We start from the raw sequence: 16,361 nt of genomic DNA on the forward strand, positions 1-16,361 counted from the left end.
TATTTAAGCGTCATTAGTCATTAAGAATCGTCTTAATCAACCTGTGTATTAGAATTTATTTTTGGTGGCGGATCTTTTTTATCTTGGCACTAAAAAGATGCATTTATTCTGTATGTTTAAATAATGGTCATTAGATCAGAAAACGGCGGTGAATTTTATTATTGCGGATGATGTATTCTGGAAGCCAGCGAGGGGGAAAGAGGATTTCTGCCCGGTGACCCGGGCAGAAACGGGATTACATCTGTTCCAGGTCTTTGGCAACGTCTTCCAGGTCGACAGTCGGTTCTGGCGCTTCATTCATCCAGGCAGTGAGTAAACGGTAAGATACCGCCAACACCACTGGACCGATAAACAGGCCAATCATGCCGAAAGCCAGTAAGCCGCCGATAACGCCGGAAAGGATCAGGATCATCGGCAGGTCGGCGCCCATGCGGATCAGCACTGGCCGCAGCACGTTATCCAGCGTAGCGACCACGCAGCTCCATACCAACAGCACGGTGCCCCAGGTGGTATCGCCACTCCAGTACAACCAGATGATTGCCGGTACCAGCACCAGTAACGGCCCCAACTGCGCCACGCAGCAGATAAAGATCAGCACCGTCAGCAGGGTAGCGGCAGGTATGCCGGTCACCGCCAGGCCAATACCACCCAGTACCGACTGCACCAGCGCCGTCACCACCACGCCCAGCGCCACCGCACGGATCGCCTGACCACCCAGCACCACGGCAGCGTCGCCTCTTTCGGCCCCCAGACGCGTTGCAAAGTGGCGAATGCCCAGAGCCACTTGCTCGCCGCGTGCATACAGCAACACGCTAAACAGTAGCATCAATGTGCAATGCAATAGCAGGCGGCCAATATGCGCGGCCTGTGCCACGAACCAGGTGGCGGTCTGGCCGAAGTAAGGCTGCACCTTTGCCATCAGCGCACTGCCTCCGGCGTTCACCAGGGTGTGATAACTGTGATAGACCTTATCGCCGATCATCGGGATTGATTGCAGCCAGGCCAGATCGGGAATATGCAGTTTGCCCGGCGTGCTGGCCCAGGCCACGATAGGCGCGCTGTTGTCCACCACGCTGCTGACCAGCAGAGAAATTGGCAGGATAAACAGCAGGATCAGCAGTATCGTCATCACTAGCACCGCCAGTGAACGTCGTCCCCAAAGTATTTTTTGCAGTTTAATCAGCAGTGGCCAGGTGGCGATGACCACCATGCCGGCCCAGGCAAAACCGAGAATAAAAGGTTGAATGACCCAAAAACAGGCGACGATCATTATGGCGATAAACAGCACGCCAAAAATAATCCGTGGCAAATCATAGCGGGATTGTGGGAGTGTCATGAATGGGTTCTCATTCTGGTCAGTATACCCGTCGCCTTTCAAGTCGCAGCACTGTTAGCCGCAACTTGAAATTCATAGGGGAAAAAAATTAAGCATGGTGCATCTTCGCCACTTTTCACAATGTGACGCACCCTTTTTTGGTGCGTCGTCTGGCGACCTAATAATCTGCATGCCTTCACTAAACGAGTATGTTAGTTTTTATCTCTAATAAAAAACAGGGTGGGTCTGAATAAAGGCCTGATTCAGCGTGCATAATGACGCATAAAAATTAGACAGACAGGGTCAAAAAGCGAATGATCCCACAGATTTCTCAGGCGCCCGGCCTCGTTCAACGGGTGCTCGATTTTTTGGAAGCGTTGAAGCAAAACGGGTATAACGGCGATATCGCTACCAGCTATGCCGATCGGTTGACGATGGCGACCGATAACAGTATCTATCAGTTGCTGCCTGACGCGGTAGTGTTTCCCCGTTCCACTGCGGATGTGGCACTTATTGCACGTCTGGCGGCCGAAGAGCGCTTCACTGCGCTGACCTTCAGCCCACGCGGTGGTGGGACAGGGACCAACGGGCAGTCGCTCAACAGCGGTATTGTGGTGGATATGTCGCGCCACATGAACCGCATTCTTGAAATCAACGTCGAGCAGGGCTGGGTCAAGGTTGAGGCCGGGGTTATCAAGGATCAGCTCAACCAGTATCTGCGGCCGTTCGGTTATTTTTTCTCACCGGAGCTTTCCACCAGTAACCGCGCTACGCTCGGCGGTATGATTAACACTGACGCCTCTGGTCAGGGATCGCTGGTCTACGGAAAAACTTCCGACCATGTATTGGGCTTGCGGGCGGTGCTGCTGGGTGGGGATATGATTGACACCCGCGCCATGCCGACGCCATTGGCGGAAACGATTGCCAACGAAGACACGGTTGAAGGGCGCATCTATAACCGGGTGCTCAACAGCTGTCGCGATCAGCGGGCGTTGATTCTGGAAAAATTTCCCAAGCTTAACCGTTTTCTGACCGGCTACGATCTGCGCCATGTGTTCAGCGATGACCTGAAAACCTTCGATCTGACACGTATTCTGACCGGTGCCGAAGGGACGCTGGCGTTTATCACCGAAGCGCGGCTGGATATTACGCCGCTGCCGAAGGTGCGCCGGTTGGTGAATGTTAAATACGACTCCTTTGATTCCGCACTGCGCAACGCGCCTTTTATGGTGGAAGCCAAAGCGCTGTCGGTCGAGACTATCGACTCCAAGGTGTTAAACCTGGCACGCGAAGATATTGTCTGGCACTCGGTCAATGAACTGATCACCAACGTGCCGGATAAAGAGATGCTGGGCCTGAACATCGTTGAGTTTGCTGGCGATGACAAGGCTCTGATCGACCAGCAGATGGAGGATTTGTGCCTGCGGCTGGACGAGCTAATCGCCGAACGACAGGGCGGAGTGATTGGCTATCAAATCTGTGGCGATCTGGACGGCATTGAGCGAATTTACAACATGCGCAAAAAGGCGGTCGGGCTATTGGGCAATGCCAAAGGGCGTGCCAAGCCGATCCCGTTTGCCGAGGACACTTGTGTGCCACCGCAGCATCTGGCCGACTACATCGTTGAATTCCGTCAGTTGCTCGATAGTCATAATCTCAGCTACGGCATGTTTGGCCATGTGGATGCCGGTGTATTGCATGTGCGTCCGGCTCTCGACATGTGCGACCCGCAGCAGGAAGTGCTGATGAAGCAACTGTCCGACCAGGTGGTGGCGTTGACCGCCAAGTATGGCGGGTTGCTGTGGGGGGAGCACGGCAAAGGGTTCCGCGCCGAATACAGCCCGGCGTTCTTTGGCGACGAGCTTTACCTGGAGCTGCGCCGTATCAAGGCCGCTTTCGACCCGGACAACCGACTCAACCCCGGCAAAATCTGTTCGCCGTTGGGCGTCGATGCGCCGATGATGAAAGTGGACGCCGCCAAACGAGGAACCCTCGATCGACGCATTCCGGTCGAGGTTCGCACCTCGTTCCGTGGTGCCATGGAGTGTAATGGCAACGGTTTGTGTTTCAATTTTGACGTCCGCAGCCCGATGTGTCCGTCAATGAAGATCACCGGCAGCCGCATTCACTCGCCAAAAGGGCGGGCGGCGCTGGTGCGTGAATGGCTGCGTCTGCTGTCCGAACAGGGCGTCGATCCGCTGGCACTGGAAAAGCAACTGCCGCAGCAGCGTGTCAGCTTCAGGACCTTGATCGAGAAAACCCGCAACAGTTGGTATGCCGGCAAAGGGGAATACGATTTTTCGCACGAGGTGAAAGAGGCGATGTCCGGCTGTCTGGCCTGTAAGGCCTGCTCCACTCAGTGCCCGATCAAAATTGACGTACCTGGTTTCCGTTCACGTTTCCTGCAGCTTTATCACACCCGTTATCTGCGACCGGCGCGTGACTATATGGTCGCCGGGGTAGAAAGTTACACCCCACTGATGGCGAAAGCGCCAAAAGTGTTCAACTTCTTCTTCAGGCAACCTTGGGTGCGTGAACTGAGCCGCAACAGTATCGGCATGGTTGATTTACCGCTGCTTTCCAGCCCGACGCTGCGCCAACAGCTTTCCGGCCACGGTGCGTTCACCATGACGCTGGAACAGCTGGAAGCGCTGAACCTGCAACAACGCGAACAGCACGTTTTGATCGTGCAGGATCCGTTTACCAGTTATTACGATGCCAAAGTGGTGGCGGACTTTGTACGGCTAGTGGAAAAGTTGGGTTATCGGCCGGTACTGTTGCCGTTCTCACCCAACGGCAAGGCGCAGCATATCAAAGGTTTCCTGACGCGTTTTGCCCGCACTGCGCGCAAGACCGCCGATTTTCTCAACCGGGTGGCAAAGCTCGGCATGCCGCTGGTGGGGGTCGATCCGGCGTTGGTGCTGTGTTACCGCGACGAATATAACGAGATCCTCGGGGAAACTCGCGGCGACTTCCAGGTGCAATTGGTGCACGAATGGCTGCAACGGTTGCTGGCCGAGCGTGCCGAGCAGCCGGCGACCGGTGAAGCCTGGTATCTGTTTGGTCACTGTACCGAGACCACGGTATTGCCGACCAGCGGCCAACATTGGGCGTCGATCTTTGCACGCTTTGGTGCCAGGCTGGAAAATGTCAGCGTTGGCTGTTGTGGTATGGCGGGTACCTACGGGCATGAAGTCAATAACCTGCAGAATTCACTCGGCATTTATGAGCTATCATGGCACCAGGCGCTGCAACGTTTGCCACGGCAACGTTGCCTGGCGACCGGTTATTCCTGCCGTAGCCAGGTCAAACGCATTGAGGGTAACGCGGTACGTCACCCATTACAGGCACTTCTGGAGATGATCGAGTGAAACTGTGGAAAAGAGAAACGACGCTGGAGCAACTAAACCAGGCCGGTGAAGGCTGCATGGTCAGTCATGTCGGCATCCGGTTCACCCGGCTGGAGGACGACTACCTCGAGGCTACCATGCCGGTCGATCAGCGCACCCGGCAGCCATTTGGCCTGCTGCACGGCGGGGCATCGGTGGTGCTGGCAGAGTCGATGGGATCGATGGCCGGTTATCTGTGTTGCGAAGGTGAGCAGAAGGTGGTGGGGTTGGAAATCAACGCTAACCATTTGCGGGCAGCATTTGAAGGCGAAGTTCGCGGCGTGTGCCGTGCGCTGCACGTTGGCCGTCGTCATCAGGTGTGGCAGATAGAAATCTTCGATGCGCGCGATCGCCTTTGCTGCACCTCGCGCCTGACCACCGCCATTATCGACTAAGCGTTTCCCCCGCAGGCAGCCCTGTCTGCGGGTGTTTCTTCGTTGGGCTGGTTTACAGCTGAAAAGGCACCCGCTTGACGAAATCCTTCTGGAAGGCGTTGGCCTTCTCCCAGGTGCCTTCCATCGCATATTTCTGGCAGATAAGAGTCAGGGTACGGCGGGCAAAATGATAGCTCTGAACCCGGAACAGCTGGCAGCGCTGAGGATTGTTGATTTCCACGATCAGCCGGTTATGCAATTTGCTGAGCGCGTGCAGATAACTTTCATCATCGCCATTCTCCAGACACAGATTAGCCATGTTCAAACTGACATTGTTGTACCGTTTCAGGTGGTTGATATTGCATTCCGGCCGCCTGAGCGACGCCTCCGCCATGTAGAAATCTACCGTGGCGTCGCGCACGCTGAATTTGTAGTCATCAATTTTGCCCAACAGCCACGCATTCATCGAGATATTCATTTGCCCGCGCTCAATTGTAATTGAATGATAATTATTATCATATTTATTGGCGCGTTGGTGATCAATCATTCTGTTGAAATATTTATCATCGACAGGAGATGCATAGTGGCAGCCGCAACCCAATATAGCCAGCAACGACTAAACTTTAATCAGAGGTGGCCGCTTCTGTTGGTTCAGTTGGGTGAGTGGAATGGCGTGAAATGCGCCTTATTGTCGATAAACGCATTTTTAAGAAAGACAAAATGCAGAAATAGGTATTTTCTATGAATGTTTGAATCGACAGAAAAAGCACGGCCCTGTAAAGCGTTCGAGCCAATGGACAAGCGCAATGGTGATACAGGATGTGCAGTAAATTCATAAGGATAAAATGATTCCATTTCTGACCGGCAGCGCCTGGCGTGCTGACTGTCCCGCGCGCTTGCCGCATGCCGAAGTGAAAATCCAGGCTTTTAGCGGATACCCCTGTAAAACAAACGGTTGAAGTGATAATCGTTATCACTAACATAGTAGCAACCCAGATTGGCTGTGGAAAAACACGAGTGTGAGGTAGGCCATATGCAAACTGAAAATGTCGGCACCTTTTCTCTGGACGAAAATGTCTGGCAAGGCATTTTGCTCAGTGACAATGCCGTACAACAAATTACAAAACTCATGCAGCAGGACTCGCAGGTGAAAGGGCTGCAACTCGGGGTGAAGCAGTCAGGCTGCGCCGGGTTTGCCTATGTGCTGGATCTCACCCGTGCTCCTGCTGACGACGACCTGCTGTTTGAGCGTGATGGTGCCAAGCTGTATGTGCCGTTGAAAGCCATGCCGTTTATCGATGGCACCACGGTGGATTTTGTCCGTGAAGGGCTGAATCAGATATTCAAATTTAATAACCCTAAAGCTCAGCATGCCTGCGGTTGCGGCGAGAGTTTTGGCGTTTGAGCGATGCAATCAACATGACACGAAGCAATGTAGAAATGCCTAATGAAGTGCAGGCTTGGGTCAGCGAAGGTCGCTACAAAGAAGGTTTTTTTACCCAGTTGGCCACCGACGAGTTGGCGATGGGCATCAACGAAGACGTGGTGCGCGCGATCTCGGCTAAGCGTAACGAACCTGAGTGGATGCTGGAGTTTCGGCTGGAAGCCTATCGTGCCTGGCTGCAAATGGAAGAGCCGCACTGGCTGAAAGCGAACTATGAGCGCCTGAACTATCAGGATTACAGCTATTACTCGGCGCCGTCCTGCGGCAGTTGTGATGACGCTTGCGGCTCGCAGCCCGGCGCGGAGCAGCAACCTGGCGCGCCGACGGACAACAATTACCTGACCAGCGAGGTTGAACTGGCGTTTAACCAGCTCGGCGTCCCGGTGCGTGAAGGCAGCGAAGTGGCGGTAGACGCCATCTTCGACTCGGTCTCGGTTTCGACCACCTACCGTGAAAAACTGGCGGAGAGCGGGGTGATTTTTTGCTCGTTCGGCGAAGCTATCCATGAATACCCGGATCTGGTGCGCAAATACCTCGGTCGCGTAGTGCCTTCCAACGATAACTTTTTTGCTGCCCTGAATGCGGCAGTGGCCTCCGACGGGACCTTTGTCTATGTGCCGAAGGGCGTGCGCTGTCCGATGGAGCTGTCGACCTATTTCCGTATCAACGCCGCCAAAACCGGTCAGTTCGAGCGCACCATCCTGATTGCCGATGAAGGTAGCTATGTCAGCTACATCGAAGGCTGCTCGGCCCCGGTGCGCGACAGCTATCAGCTGCACGCGGCGGTGGTGGAAGTGATCCTGCACAAAGACGCCGAAGTGAAATATTCGACGGTGCAGAACTGGTTCTCTGGGGGGGACAGCAAGGGCGGCATCCTCAACTTTGTGACCAAACGCGCGCTGTGTGAAGGTGCTGGCTCGAAGATGTCTTGGACCCAGTCGGAAACCGGTTCGGCAATCACCTGGAAATACCCAAGTGTGATCCTGCAGGGGGATAACTCTATCGGTGAATTCTTCTCGGTGGCACTGACCAGCGGCCATCAGCAGGCGGACACTGGCACCAAGATGATCCACATCGGCAAGAACACCCGTTCGACCATCATCGCCAAAGGCATTTCCGCCGGACACAGCGAGAATACCTATCGCGGGCTGGTGAAGATCCTGCCGGGTGCGGAAAACGCGCGTAACTTTACCCAGTGTGACTCGATGCTGATCGGGCCGGATAGCGGCGCTCATACCTTCCCGTATGTTGAAGCACGCAACAACAGTGCGCAGCTGGAACACGAGGCGACGACCTCAAAAATTGGTGATGACCAGCTGTTCTATTGTCTGCAGCGCGGCATCAGCGAAGACAATGCCATTTCGATGATCGTCAACGGATTCTGTAAGGACGTGTTCTCCGAGCTGCCGCTGGAGTTCGCCGTTGAGGCACAGAAGTTATTGGCCATCAGCCTGGAACACAGCGTGGGCTAACCGCCGGATTTACAGCGCGAAAGCGCGACCTAAGGACACTGCATGTTAAGTATCAAAAATTTAAAAGTCAGCGCGGAAGGCAACGAGATCCTCAAGGGCCTGGATCTGGAAATCAAACCGGGTGAAGTGCATGCCATCATGGGGCCGAACGGCTCGGGCAAAAGCACGCTTTCTGCGACCCTGGCCGGGCGCGAAGAGTACGAAGTGACCGCGGGTGAAGTGACCTTCAAAGGCAAGGACCTGCTTGAACTGGCACCGGAAGACCGTGCCGGTGAAGGAGTGTTCCTGGCGTTTCAGTATCCGGTGGAGATCCCCGGCGTCAGCAATCATTTCTTCCTGCAGACCTCGGTTAATGCGGTGCGTAAATATCGCGAGCAGGAGCCGCTCGATCGCTTCGATTTCGCTGATTTTATCGAAGAAAAAATCGAGCTGTTGAATATGCCGCCCGATCTGCTGACCCGTTCGGTTAACGTCGGCTTCTCCGGCGGCGAGAAAAAGCGCAATGACATCCTGCAGATGGCCGCGCTGGAACCGGACCTGTGCATTCTGGATGAAACCGACTCTGGTTTGGATATCGATGCGCTGAAAATTGTCGCCAACGGCGTTAACTCACTGCGGGACGGCAAGCGCTCGTTCATTATCGTCACGCACTACCAGCGCATTCTGGACTACATCAAACCGGATTACGTTCATGTTCTTTCTCAGGGGCGCATCGTCAAATCCGGCGATTTTACCCTGGTGAAACAGTTGGAGGAGCAGGGCTATGGCTGGCTTACCGACGAACAATAATTCGCGCGCGCTGCAGCAACTCTACAGTCTGTTTGAAGCCCGCGGCGGCGAGCATTCCGCCCATGCGCTGGCACACTGGCAACAGGCTTTGCGACTGGGCTGGCCGACCCGCAAGCATGAAAACTGGAAATACACCCCGCTGGAAGGCTTGCTGGCGCAACAGTTTCTTGAGCCGCAACTCGAGTCGGTCACTGCCGCTCAGCGGGATGCATTGGCGCTGGATATCGACGCTTACCGTCTGGTGTTTATCGACGGGCGCTTCAGCGTGGCATTGAGCGACAGTGAACTGGGCGATTACCAGTTTGAGGTAGCTCCTTACGGCACGCTACAGGCCTTGCCGGAGCCGATCCAGGCTGAAATCTTCCTGCATCTGACCGAAAGCCTGGCGCAGGAAACTAGCATTATCCGCGTGGCGGCCGGCAAAATTGCAGAGCGGCCGCTGTATCTGCTGCATATCAGCAGCGGACGCGGCGCTGAAGGTGAAGTGAATACCGTCCATCACCGCCATCATCTTGAGATTGCGCGTAATGCGCAGGCTGAGGTGATCGAGCATTACGTCAGCCTTAACGACGCTGCGCATTTCACTGGCGCACGCCTGACCGCTAACGTGGGTGACAATGCTCAACTGCAGCACTGCAAACTGGCATTTGAAAGTCAGCCGAGCTACCACTTTGCCCATAACGATCTGGTGATTGGCCGCGACGCACGGGTGAAGAGCGACAGTTTCCTGCTCGGGGCGGGGCTGACGCGGCATAATACCAGCGCGCAGCTCAACGGTGAAGGCTCCAACCTGACGATCAACAGCCTGGTGCTGCCGGTCGGTAAAGAGGTCTGCGATACCCGCACTTACCTGGAGCACAACAAGGGTTACTGCGAGAGCCGCCAACTGCACAAAGTGGTGGTCAGCGATCGCGCCAAAGCGGTGTTTAACGGCATGATTAAAGTGGCCAAACACGCGATTAAAACCGATGGTCAGATGACCAACCACAACCTGCTGCTCGGCAAGGTGGCGGAGGTGGATACCAAGCCGCAACTGGAAATCTACGCTGACGACGTGAAGTGCAGTCACGGCGCGACCGTCGGGCGCATCGATGAAGAGCAGCTGTTTTATCTGCAATCGCGTGGGATCGACAAGCATGCGGCGCAGCAGATGATCATCTTTGCCTTTGCCGCGGAGCTGACCGAGGGGATTGGCAATGACACCATCCGTGAATCGGTGCTGGCACGGATTGCGCAGCGCCTGCCGGGGGAGGCTGCATGAGTTTTCCAATTGAACGGGTACGCAGTGAATTTCCGCTGTTGGCACGCGAGGTCAATGGCCAGCCGCTGGCTTACCTCGACAGCGCAGCCAGCGCGCAGAAACCGCAGGCAGTTATCGATCGCGAGCTGGATTTTTACCGTCATGGCTACGCGGCGGTACACCGGGGCATCCATACGTTAAGCGCCGAAGCGACGCAGGAAATGGAAGCGGTGCGTGAAAAGGTGGCGGCGTTTATCAATGCCGGCTCGGCGGAAGAGATTGTATTCGTCAAGGGCACCACCGAAGGCATCAATCTGGTAGCCAACAGTTTTGGCCGCCACTTTTTGCAGCCCGGTGACAGCATTATCATCACCGAGATGGAACACCACGCCAATATCGTACCCTGGCAGATGCTGGCGCAGGAACGCGGGTTGAACCTGCGCGTCTGGCCACTACAGCAAGATGGCACTCTGGATTTGGCTCAGTTGCCGGGCTTGATCGACGCGTCCACCAAACTATTGGCGCTAACCCAGATGTCCAACGTGTTGGGCACGGTGAACCCGGTGCAGGAAATAACGGCACAGGCAAAAGCGGCGGGCCTGAAGGTACTGATCGACGGTGCACAGGCGGTGATGCACCAGCGGGTGGATGTTCAGGCGCTGGATTGCGATTTCTACGTGTTCTCCGGGCATAAGCTGTATGGGCCTTCCGGCATCGGTATTCTTTACGGTCGTCAGGCGCTGTTGCAGCAAATGCCTCCCTGGGAAGGGGGCGGGTCGATGATCCAACAGGTCAGCCTGACGGCAGGAACTACCTACGCCGAGCCACCGTGGCGCTTTGAGGCCGGTTCACCCAACACAGCCGGTATGATGGGGTTGGGGGCGGCAATTGACTATGTGAATGCGCTGGGGCTGGAGGCGATTGGTGACTACGAGCAGTCGCTGATGCGTTACGCGCTGGAGGCTCTGCAACAGGTACCCCGGCTTAAAATCTACGGCCCGACAGAGCGTGCCGGCGTGATCGCCTTTAACCTGGGTGAGCACCACGCCTTTGACGTCGGCAGTTTCCTGGACCAGTACGGCATTGCCATTCGTACCGGACACCATTGCGCGATGCCGCTGATGGCGTTCTATAATGTGCCGAGCATGTGCCGCGCTTCGTTGGCGTTATATAATACGCGCGATGAAGTAGACCGGCTGGTGGCCGGGTTACAGCGCATCCAAAAACTGTTGGGATAGGACAGACCGGGGCTTAATCCCTCCGGGTGAATCAATACCTGTAGTCAGTGACATGGGGTCGGCATGCCGGCCCCTGAATGATTGAAAGGATCCTCATGGCGAATTTGCCGGACAAAGATAAGTTAGTGCGTAATTTCTCCCGCTGTCTGAATTGGGAAGATAAGTACCTGTATGTCATTGAGCTGGGCGCCAAGCTGCCGGCGCTTGACGATACGGAACGTCAGGCGGGCAATCTGATTTCCGGCTGTCAGAGCCAGGTATGGATTGTGATGCAGCTTGATGATCAAGGGCGTGTTGAATTCCATGGGGACAGTGATGCGGCCATCGTCAAAGGGTTGCTGGCCGTGGTGTTTATCCTTTATCACCAGATGACGCCGCAGCAGATTGTCGATCTGGATGTTCGCCCTTTCTTCGCCGAATTGGCGCTGAGCCAGCACCTGACGCCGTCACGCTCGCAAGGGTTAGAGGCGATGATCCGCGCTATCCGCAGTCAGGCTGCCAAATTCTGACATAGCGGTGAGACTCATTGATACGTTTCTGGTATTTCCTGTGTCAATGAGTCTTTACAAACCCTCAACACCTCGTTCGTTCGCCCCGCAAATCAGTGACATATCAGCAGCTTACCCCTTGACGTTACATTGACAAATCCATAAAGCGATTACGTTATAACATGTTGATTTTTAGAGAACTTATTGCCTTTAACTGCAGCATTGCTAGTATTAATCAGGTCTTGTCTGATTTACCCGCCACCAAGTGCCCGTTAGCCTTGTGGCCGAACCGTAATAAGCATAATAGGGATGATAATGAAACGTGCGTTGAGTTTAATGGGCATGTTATTTGCCACCGTACTGACCGGCACCCAGGCCGCCAGTGCGAGCGAATACCCGCTGCCGCCGCCGGACAGCCGTCTGATTGGCGAGAACACCACCTATACTGTACCCAATGATGGCCGCCCGCTGGAGGCGATTGCCGCTGACTATAAAATTGGTTTGCTGGGCATGCTGGAGGCCAATCCGGGCACAGATCCCTTCCTGCCCAAGCCAGGTTCGGTATTAACTATCCCGACCCAGATGCTGTTGCCGGATACCAAGCGTGAGGGGATCGTGGTCAACCTGGCCGAACTGCGTCTGTACTACTATCCGAAAGGCGAAAATAAAGTGATTGTTTACCCTATCGGTATCGGCCAGACGGGGATGCACACGCCGCTGGAGGTGACCTCTGTCAGCCAAAAAATCCCGAACCCGACCTGGACGCCGACGGCCAATATCCGTAAACGCTACCTGGAAAAAGGGGTGAAACTGCCAGCCGTCGTACCGGCCGGGCCTGAAAATCCAATGGGCCTGTTTGCCCTGCGTCTGGCCATGGGGCACGGTGAATACCTGATCCACGGCACCAACGCCAACTTTGGTATCGGCATGCGCGTCAGCTCCGGCTGTATCCGCCTGCGCCCAACGGATATCGAAGCGTTGTTTAATATGGTTCCACGTGGCACCCGCGTGCAGGTAATCAATGATCCGGTAAAAATCTCCGTTGAGCCGGACGGTAAGCGTTACGTAGAAGTTCATCAGCCACTGTCGAGAGTTGAAAGCGACGATCCGCAGACCATGCCGATCACGTTGTCGAAAACCGAGAAAGCTTTTGTCGGGGATGCGCAGACCGATAAGGCCGTGTTCGATAGCGCGGTTGTACGCCGCTCTGGCATGCCGGTACTGGTTAACCTGGGGCAGAACCCATCTGAGGTCAGCTTAACGCCTGTAGCCCCACAGGAAGCGAAAAAAGGCCTATTCAAGAGCGCGCCCATCAGTTCGGTGAATTAAAACGCGGTCTTAATGGATAATCCTGAGGGGCTCAGCGTGCTGGGCCCTTTTTTCGTCTGTCGACAGGGGGGCATGGGGAGTAGGGGGAAATTTGCAGACAAAAAAAACGGCGCACATTGTGCGCCGTTTTCAATAACCGAAGCTATCTTACTTTTTGTAAGCGTGTGCTTGGTTGTCCAGACGCTGGTTAGCACGTGCTGCGTCGTCTTTGGCTGCTTGAACGTCAGAACGGATTGCGTTCACGTCGTTGCTCAGCTGGTCAACTTTAGCGTTCAGAGTCTGAACGTCAGAAGACAGTTGATCGATTTTAGCATTGCTTGAACAGCCAGCCAGCATAGTGGAAGCCAGGATTACCGCGCCCAGTACCAGTTTAGTACGATTCATTATAACACCCTCTAGATTGAGTTAATCTCCATGTAGCGTTACAAGTATTACACAAACTTTTTTCGAAAGAGAATAATTTTTTTGGATTGGAGTGCTTTATTTTGATCGTTCGCTCAAACTTGCATCTTCTTTTGAGGAGTAGTTAAAAAATGTAGGGAAAACAGCCGGATTCCATGGGACAACTCCGATTTGTAATTAGCCAAATAATGAGCAATCCACGGTTGCGTTTTTGAGGAAACGGTTTACCAGTGCTAAAAAAACGCCGCTAAGCGGCGTTTTTGTCAAAATAATTATGTCACGTTTTATATTAAAGCACGTGAACCGAGGCAGTATTGGTAGTGCCGCTTGGTACCAGTGCACCAGAAACCATCACTACAACGTCGCCTTTTTGAGCTAAACCGCTGGCCAATGCCGCTTCTTTACCGATGCGATAGAAGTCGTCGGTAGAGGCAATTTCCTTGACCATTTGTGGGATCACGCCCTTGGCCAGAATAAGCTGATGAGCAGTGGTTTCGTTGGTGGTCAGGGCCAGGATCACGGCATTAGGGAAGTATTTACGCACGGACTTGGCTGATTTACCGCCGCTGGTAGCAACCACGATCAGTGGTGCGTCCAGTTTCTCTGCGGTTTCAACGGCACCGCGGCATACGGCTTCGGTGATGCGCAGCTTGCGGTTGTCATGCAGGCTGTCGATACGGCTAGGCATCACGCGATCGGTGCGCTCACAGATGGTCGCCATGATGGTAACGGCTTCCAACGGGTACTTGCCCTTGGCGCTCTCGCCAGACAGCATCACAGCGTCGGTACCGTCCAGAATGGCGTTAGCAACGTCGCCGGCTTCTGCGCGGGTAGGGCGTGGGTTCTTGATCATGGAATCGAGCATTTGGGTGGCGGTGATCACCACTTTACGTGCACGGTTACATTTTTCGATCATCATCTTCTGAGCGAAGATCACTTCTTCTACCGGGATTTCAACGCCCAGATCGCCACGAGCAACCATGATGCCGTCAGAAGCTTCGAGGATTTCGTCGAAGTTGTTCAGGCCTTCCTGGTTTTCAATTTTGGAGATGATTTGGATCTGCGCGCCGCCGTGGGCCTTCAGGTGCTCACGAATTTCCAGCACGTCAGAACGCTTGCGGATGAAGGAAGCGGCAACGAAGTCCACGCCCTGTTCGCAGCCGAAAATCAGGTCGCGCTTGTCTTTCTCGGCCAGTGCAGGCAGCTGGATGGAAACGCCCGGCAGGTTAACGCCTTTGTTTTCGCCCAGGTCGCCGCTGTTCAGTACCTTACAGACAACTTCGCTTTCGGTCACATTGGTGACTTCCATGCCAATCAGGCCGTCATCCACCAACACGGTGTTGCCGATTTTCAGATCTGCGCTAAAGCCCGCGTAGGTTACTGCAACGCGTTCGTTGTTGCCGATAACGCTCTGATCGGTGGTGAAAGTGAAGGTCTGACCGGCAACCAGCGCCGCGTCTTTGCCGCCTTCCAGTTTCATGGTGCGAATTTCCGGGCCTTTGGTATCCAACAGGATGCCGGCGTTCTGACCGGTTTTCGCCATCACGGCGCGCATATTCTTGATGCGGTTGCCGTGCTCTTCATAATCGCCGTGGGAGAAGTTAAGGCGCATTACGTTCATGCCCGCATTCAGCAGGTTGGTCAGCATTTCTTCCGATTCGGTTTTTGGACCGATGGTACAAACAATTTTGGTCTTTTTCATGACGGAGTTTTCTACAAGTTGTGATGGATAATAAAACGAATAAAACCAGCGGTCAGGCCACTGATAAGGGATTTGAGTCGTGCCTGATGGTGCAAAACACTGTTAAGGATAGGTGACCAGAGTCGAAATGGGGCGGAAAAATTCAGCCCGCGCCGGGGTGCGGGGATGCTGCGCAACGTGATGAGATGAAAATGTGTTGTTATTGCGTTTTCGCAGATCAAGGGCTGAAACCATTCAACTGAAAGACGTTGCGCATTATAAAGGCATTGTTATGGGAAACAAAATAAAAAACCGATGCAAAACCTCGGTTCTGTCAAATCAGTAGTAAATATGGCGAAATGCAAACCCTTAGCCGGTGTTTGTTGCGCAAATAACCGCTTTATTAATGCAGGTATTACCGATCAGTTTGTGGTGACAATTTCCCATAGGGTGCCTGCCGCCAGACAGAAACAACCGCTGGCGGTGTTGGCAGGAATCATGATGCTTTCACCGGCTACCACCACCTGAATGTCATTGCCCAGAGTGAATTCGAACTCACCGGAAACCACCTGCGTTTGCAGAGCGAAATCGCGCTTTTGCAACTGGCCAAAGGTTCCGGCATCAAATTTCACTTCGGTGGCACGGGCGCCGTTGCTCATGATGCCTTGTCGACGGATGAGGCCGTTGTCGAGTTTTTCGAACGGGGTCTGGGCGGTAAATGTCAGCATGGATTCGGTCCTGATAAGGTATTCGCCTCGATGATACCTGATACGGCTTGCGGTGACAGGAGCAAAGCTACGGGATCGTACCGGCGAGTTAACGGTGGAGGGGCGCGAGTCGATAGGGTGAAACTGGGGAAACAATGATTTGGTGCGTCCGAGTGGACTCGAACCACCGACCCCCACCATGTCAAGGTGGTGCTCTAACCAACTGAGCTACGGACGCACTGCACTGCTTTTAGATATTTGGTGCGTCCGAGTGGACTCGAACCACCGACCCCCACCATGTCAAGGTGGTGCTCTAACCAACTGAGCTACGGACGCACTGTACTGCTTTTAGGAATTTGGTGCGTCCGAGTGGACTCGAACCACCGACCCCCACCATGTCAAGGTGGTGCTCTAACCAACTGAGCTACGGACGCATCTTTTCCTGTCTGTCATGGCTGACAGCGGGGACGAATATTAACGAGCAACCTGCGTG

Annotated in this window: 15 protein-coding genes and 3 tRNA genes; 9 read left to right on the forward strand and 9 right to left on the reverse strand. The window is 54.3% G+C overall.

The features are described from left to right. Window positions 1–235 precede the first annotated feature (235 nt). Entirely contained in the window at window positions 236–1,336 is a 1,101-nt protein-coding gene (gene ydiK / locus ACUTSU_RS00935) for an AI-2E family transporter YdiK (RefSeq protein WP_445651076.1), read from the reverse strand. A 293-nt stretch (window positions 1,337–1,629) separates the two neighbouring features. Here ydiK and ydiJ point away from each other — a divergent pair, with 293 nt between their 5' ends. After that, the gene (gene ydiJ, locus ACUTSU_RS00940; RefSeq protein WP_445653647.1) at window positions 1,630–4,686 is read left to right on the forward strand and encodes a D-2-hydroxyglutarate dehydrogenase YdiJ; all 3,057 of its coding nucleotides are present in this window, start codon (window positions 1,630–1,632) and stop codon (window positions 4,684–4,686) included. Further along, on the forward strand, window positions 4,683–5,099 hold the full coding sequence (gene menI / locus ACUTSU_RS00945; RefSeq protein WP_445651078.1) for a 1,4-dihydroxy-2-naphthoyl-CoA hydrolase: 417 nt from the start codon (window positions 4,683–4,685) through the stop codon (window positions 5,097–5,099). Before ydiJ ends, menI begins: the two co-directional genes overlap by 4 nt. 52 nt (window positions 5,100–5,151) lie before the next feature. Here the strand turns inward: menI and ACUTSU_RS00950 are convergent, their stop codons facing one another. Beyond that, window positions 5,152–5,556: a hypothetical protein gene (locus tag ACUTSU_RS00950; RefSeq protein ID WP_445651079.1), complete on the reverse strand. Its 405-nt coding sequence runs from the start codon at window positions 5,554–5,556 to the stop codon at window positions 5,152–5,154. Between the two features lie 145 nt (window positions 5,557–5,701). Further along, window positions 5,702–6,061: a hypothetical protein gene (locus ACUTSU_RS00955; RefSeq protein WP_445651080.1), complete on the reverse strand. Its 360-nt coding sequence runs from the start codon at window positions 6,059–6,061 to the stop codon at window positions 5,702–5,704. Window positions 6,062–6,111: 50 nt separating this feature from the next. Here ACUTSU_RS00955 and sufA point away from each other — a divergent pair, with 50 nt between their 5' ends. From sufA to ACUTSU_RS00990, 7 genes are all read left to right on the forward strand, one after another. Next, window positions 6,112–6,483, forward strand: a complete 372-nt coding sequence (gene sufA / locus ACUTSU_RS00960) for a Fe-S cluster assembly scaffold SufA (RefSeq protein WP_174352502.1) — start codon at window positions 6,112–6,114, stop codon at window positions 6,481–6,483. A 14-nt stretch (window positions 6,484–6,497) separates the two neighbouring features. Beyond that, window positions 6,498–7,994, forward strand: coding sequence for a Fe-S cluster assembly protein SufB (gene sufB, locus ACUTSU_RS00965; RefSeq protein WP_026142350.1), 1,497 nt, complete (start codon window positions 6,498–6,500; stop codon window positions 7,992–7,994). 42 nt (window positions 7,995–8,036) lie between these two features. Next, entirely contained in the window at window positions 8,037–8,783 is a 747-nt protein-coding gene (gene sufC, locus ACUTSU_RS00970) for a Fe-S cluster assembly ATPase SufC (RefSeq protein ID WP_115184789.1), read from the forward strand. Further along, window positions 8,758–10,044 (forward strand): Fe-S cluster assembly protein SufD, encoded by a 1,287-nt coding sequence (sufD, locus tag ACUTSU_RS00975; protein ID WP_445653648.1) that lies wholly within the window; start codon window positions 8,758–8,760, stop codon window positions 10,042–10,044. The genes sufC and sufD overlap by 26 nt, the downstream gene beginning before the upstream one ends. Next, window positions 10,041–11,261 carry a cysteine desulfurase SufS gene (gene sufS, locus ACUTSU_RS00980; RefSeq protein WP_445653649.1) on the forward strand — a complete coding sequence of 407 codons (1,221 nt, stop codon included), beginning with the start codon at window positions 10,041–10,043 and terminating at the stop codon, window positions 11,259–11,261. The genes sufD and sufS overlap by 4 nt, the downstream gene beginning before the upstream one ends. A 95-nt stretch (window positions 11,262–11,356) precedes the next feature. Beyond that, complete coding sequence (gene sufE, locus ACUTSU_RS00985; protein ID WP_445653650.1) at window positions 11,357–11,770, forward strand: cysteine desulfuration protein SufE; 414 nt, start codon at window positions 11,357–11,359, stop codon at window positions 11,768–11,770. A gap of 294 nt (window positions 11,771–12,064) precedes the next feature. Next, complete coding sequence (locus tag ACUTSU_RS00990; RefSeq protein WP_445651085.1) at window positions 12,065–13,078, forward strand: L,D-transpeptidase family protein; 1,014 nt, start codon at window positions 12,065–12,067, stop codon at window positions 13,076–13,078. Window positions 13,079–13,225: 147 nt separating this feature from the next. On the opposite strand, the gene ACUTSU_RS00995 is transcribed toward ACUTSU_RS00990, so the two are convergent. The 6 genes from ACUTSU_RS00995 to ACUTSU_RS01020 all read right to left on the reverse strand — a co-directional run bounded on the left by ACUTSU_RS00995 (window position 13,226) and on the right by ACUTSU_RS01020 (window position 16,302). After that, complete coding sequence (locus ACUTSU_RS00995) at window positions 13,226–13,462, reverse strand: major outer membrane lipoprotein (protein WP_005165631.1); 237 nt, start codon at window positions 13,460–13,462, stop codon at window positions 13,226–13,228. A 307-nt stretch (window positions 13,463–13,769) separates the two neighbouring features. Then, window positions 13,770–15,182, reverse strand: a complete 1,413-nt coding sequence (pykF, locus tag ACUTSU_RS01000; RefSeq protein ID WP_445651086.1) for a pyruvate kinase PykF — start codon at window positions 15,180–15,182, stop codon at window positions 13,770–13,772. A gap of 401 nt (window positions 15,183–15,583) precedes the next feature. Next, window positions 15,584–15,889 (reverse strand): cupin, encoded by a 306-nt coding sequence (locus ACUTSU_RS01005; protein ID WP_445651087.1) that lies wholly within the window; start codon window positions 15,887–15,889, stop codon window positions 15,584–15,586. Between the two features lie 140 nt (window positions 15,890–16,029). Next, a tRNA-Val gene (locus tag ACUTSU_RS01010) sits at window positions 16,030–16,106 on the reverse strand. Window positions 16,107–16,127: 21 nt separating this feature from the next. Then, window positions 16,128–16,204 (reverse strand) — tRNA-Val (locus ACUTSU_RS01015). 21 nt (window positions 16,205–16,225) lie between these two features. Beyond that, window positions 16,226–16,302 (reverse strand) — tRNA-Val (locus ACUTSU_RS01020). Between the last annotated feature and the right edge of the window lie 59 nt (window positions 16,303–16,361).

This window comes from Serratia sp. NA_13, assembly GCF_052691735.1.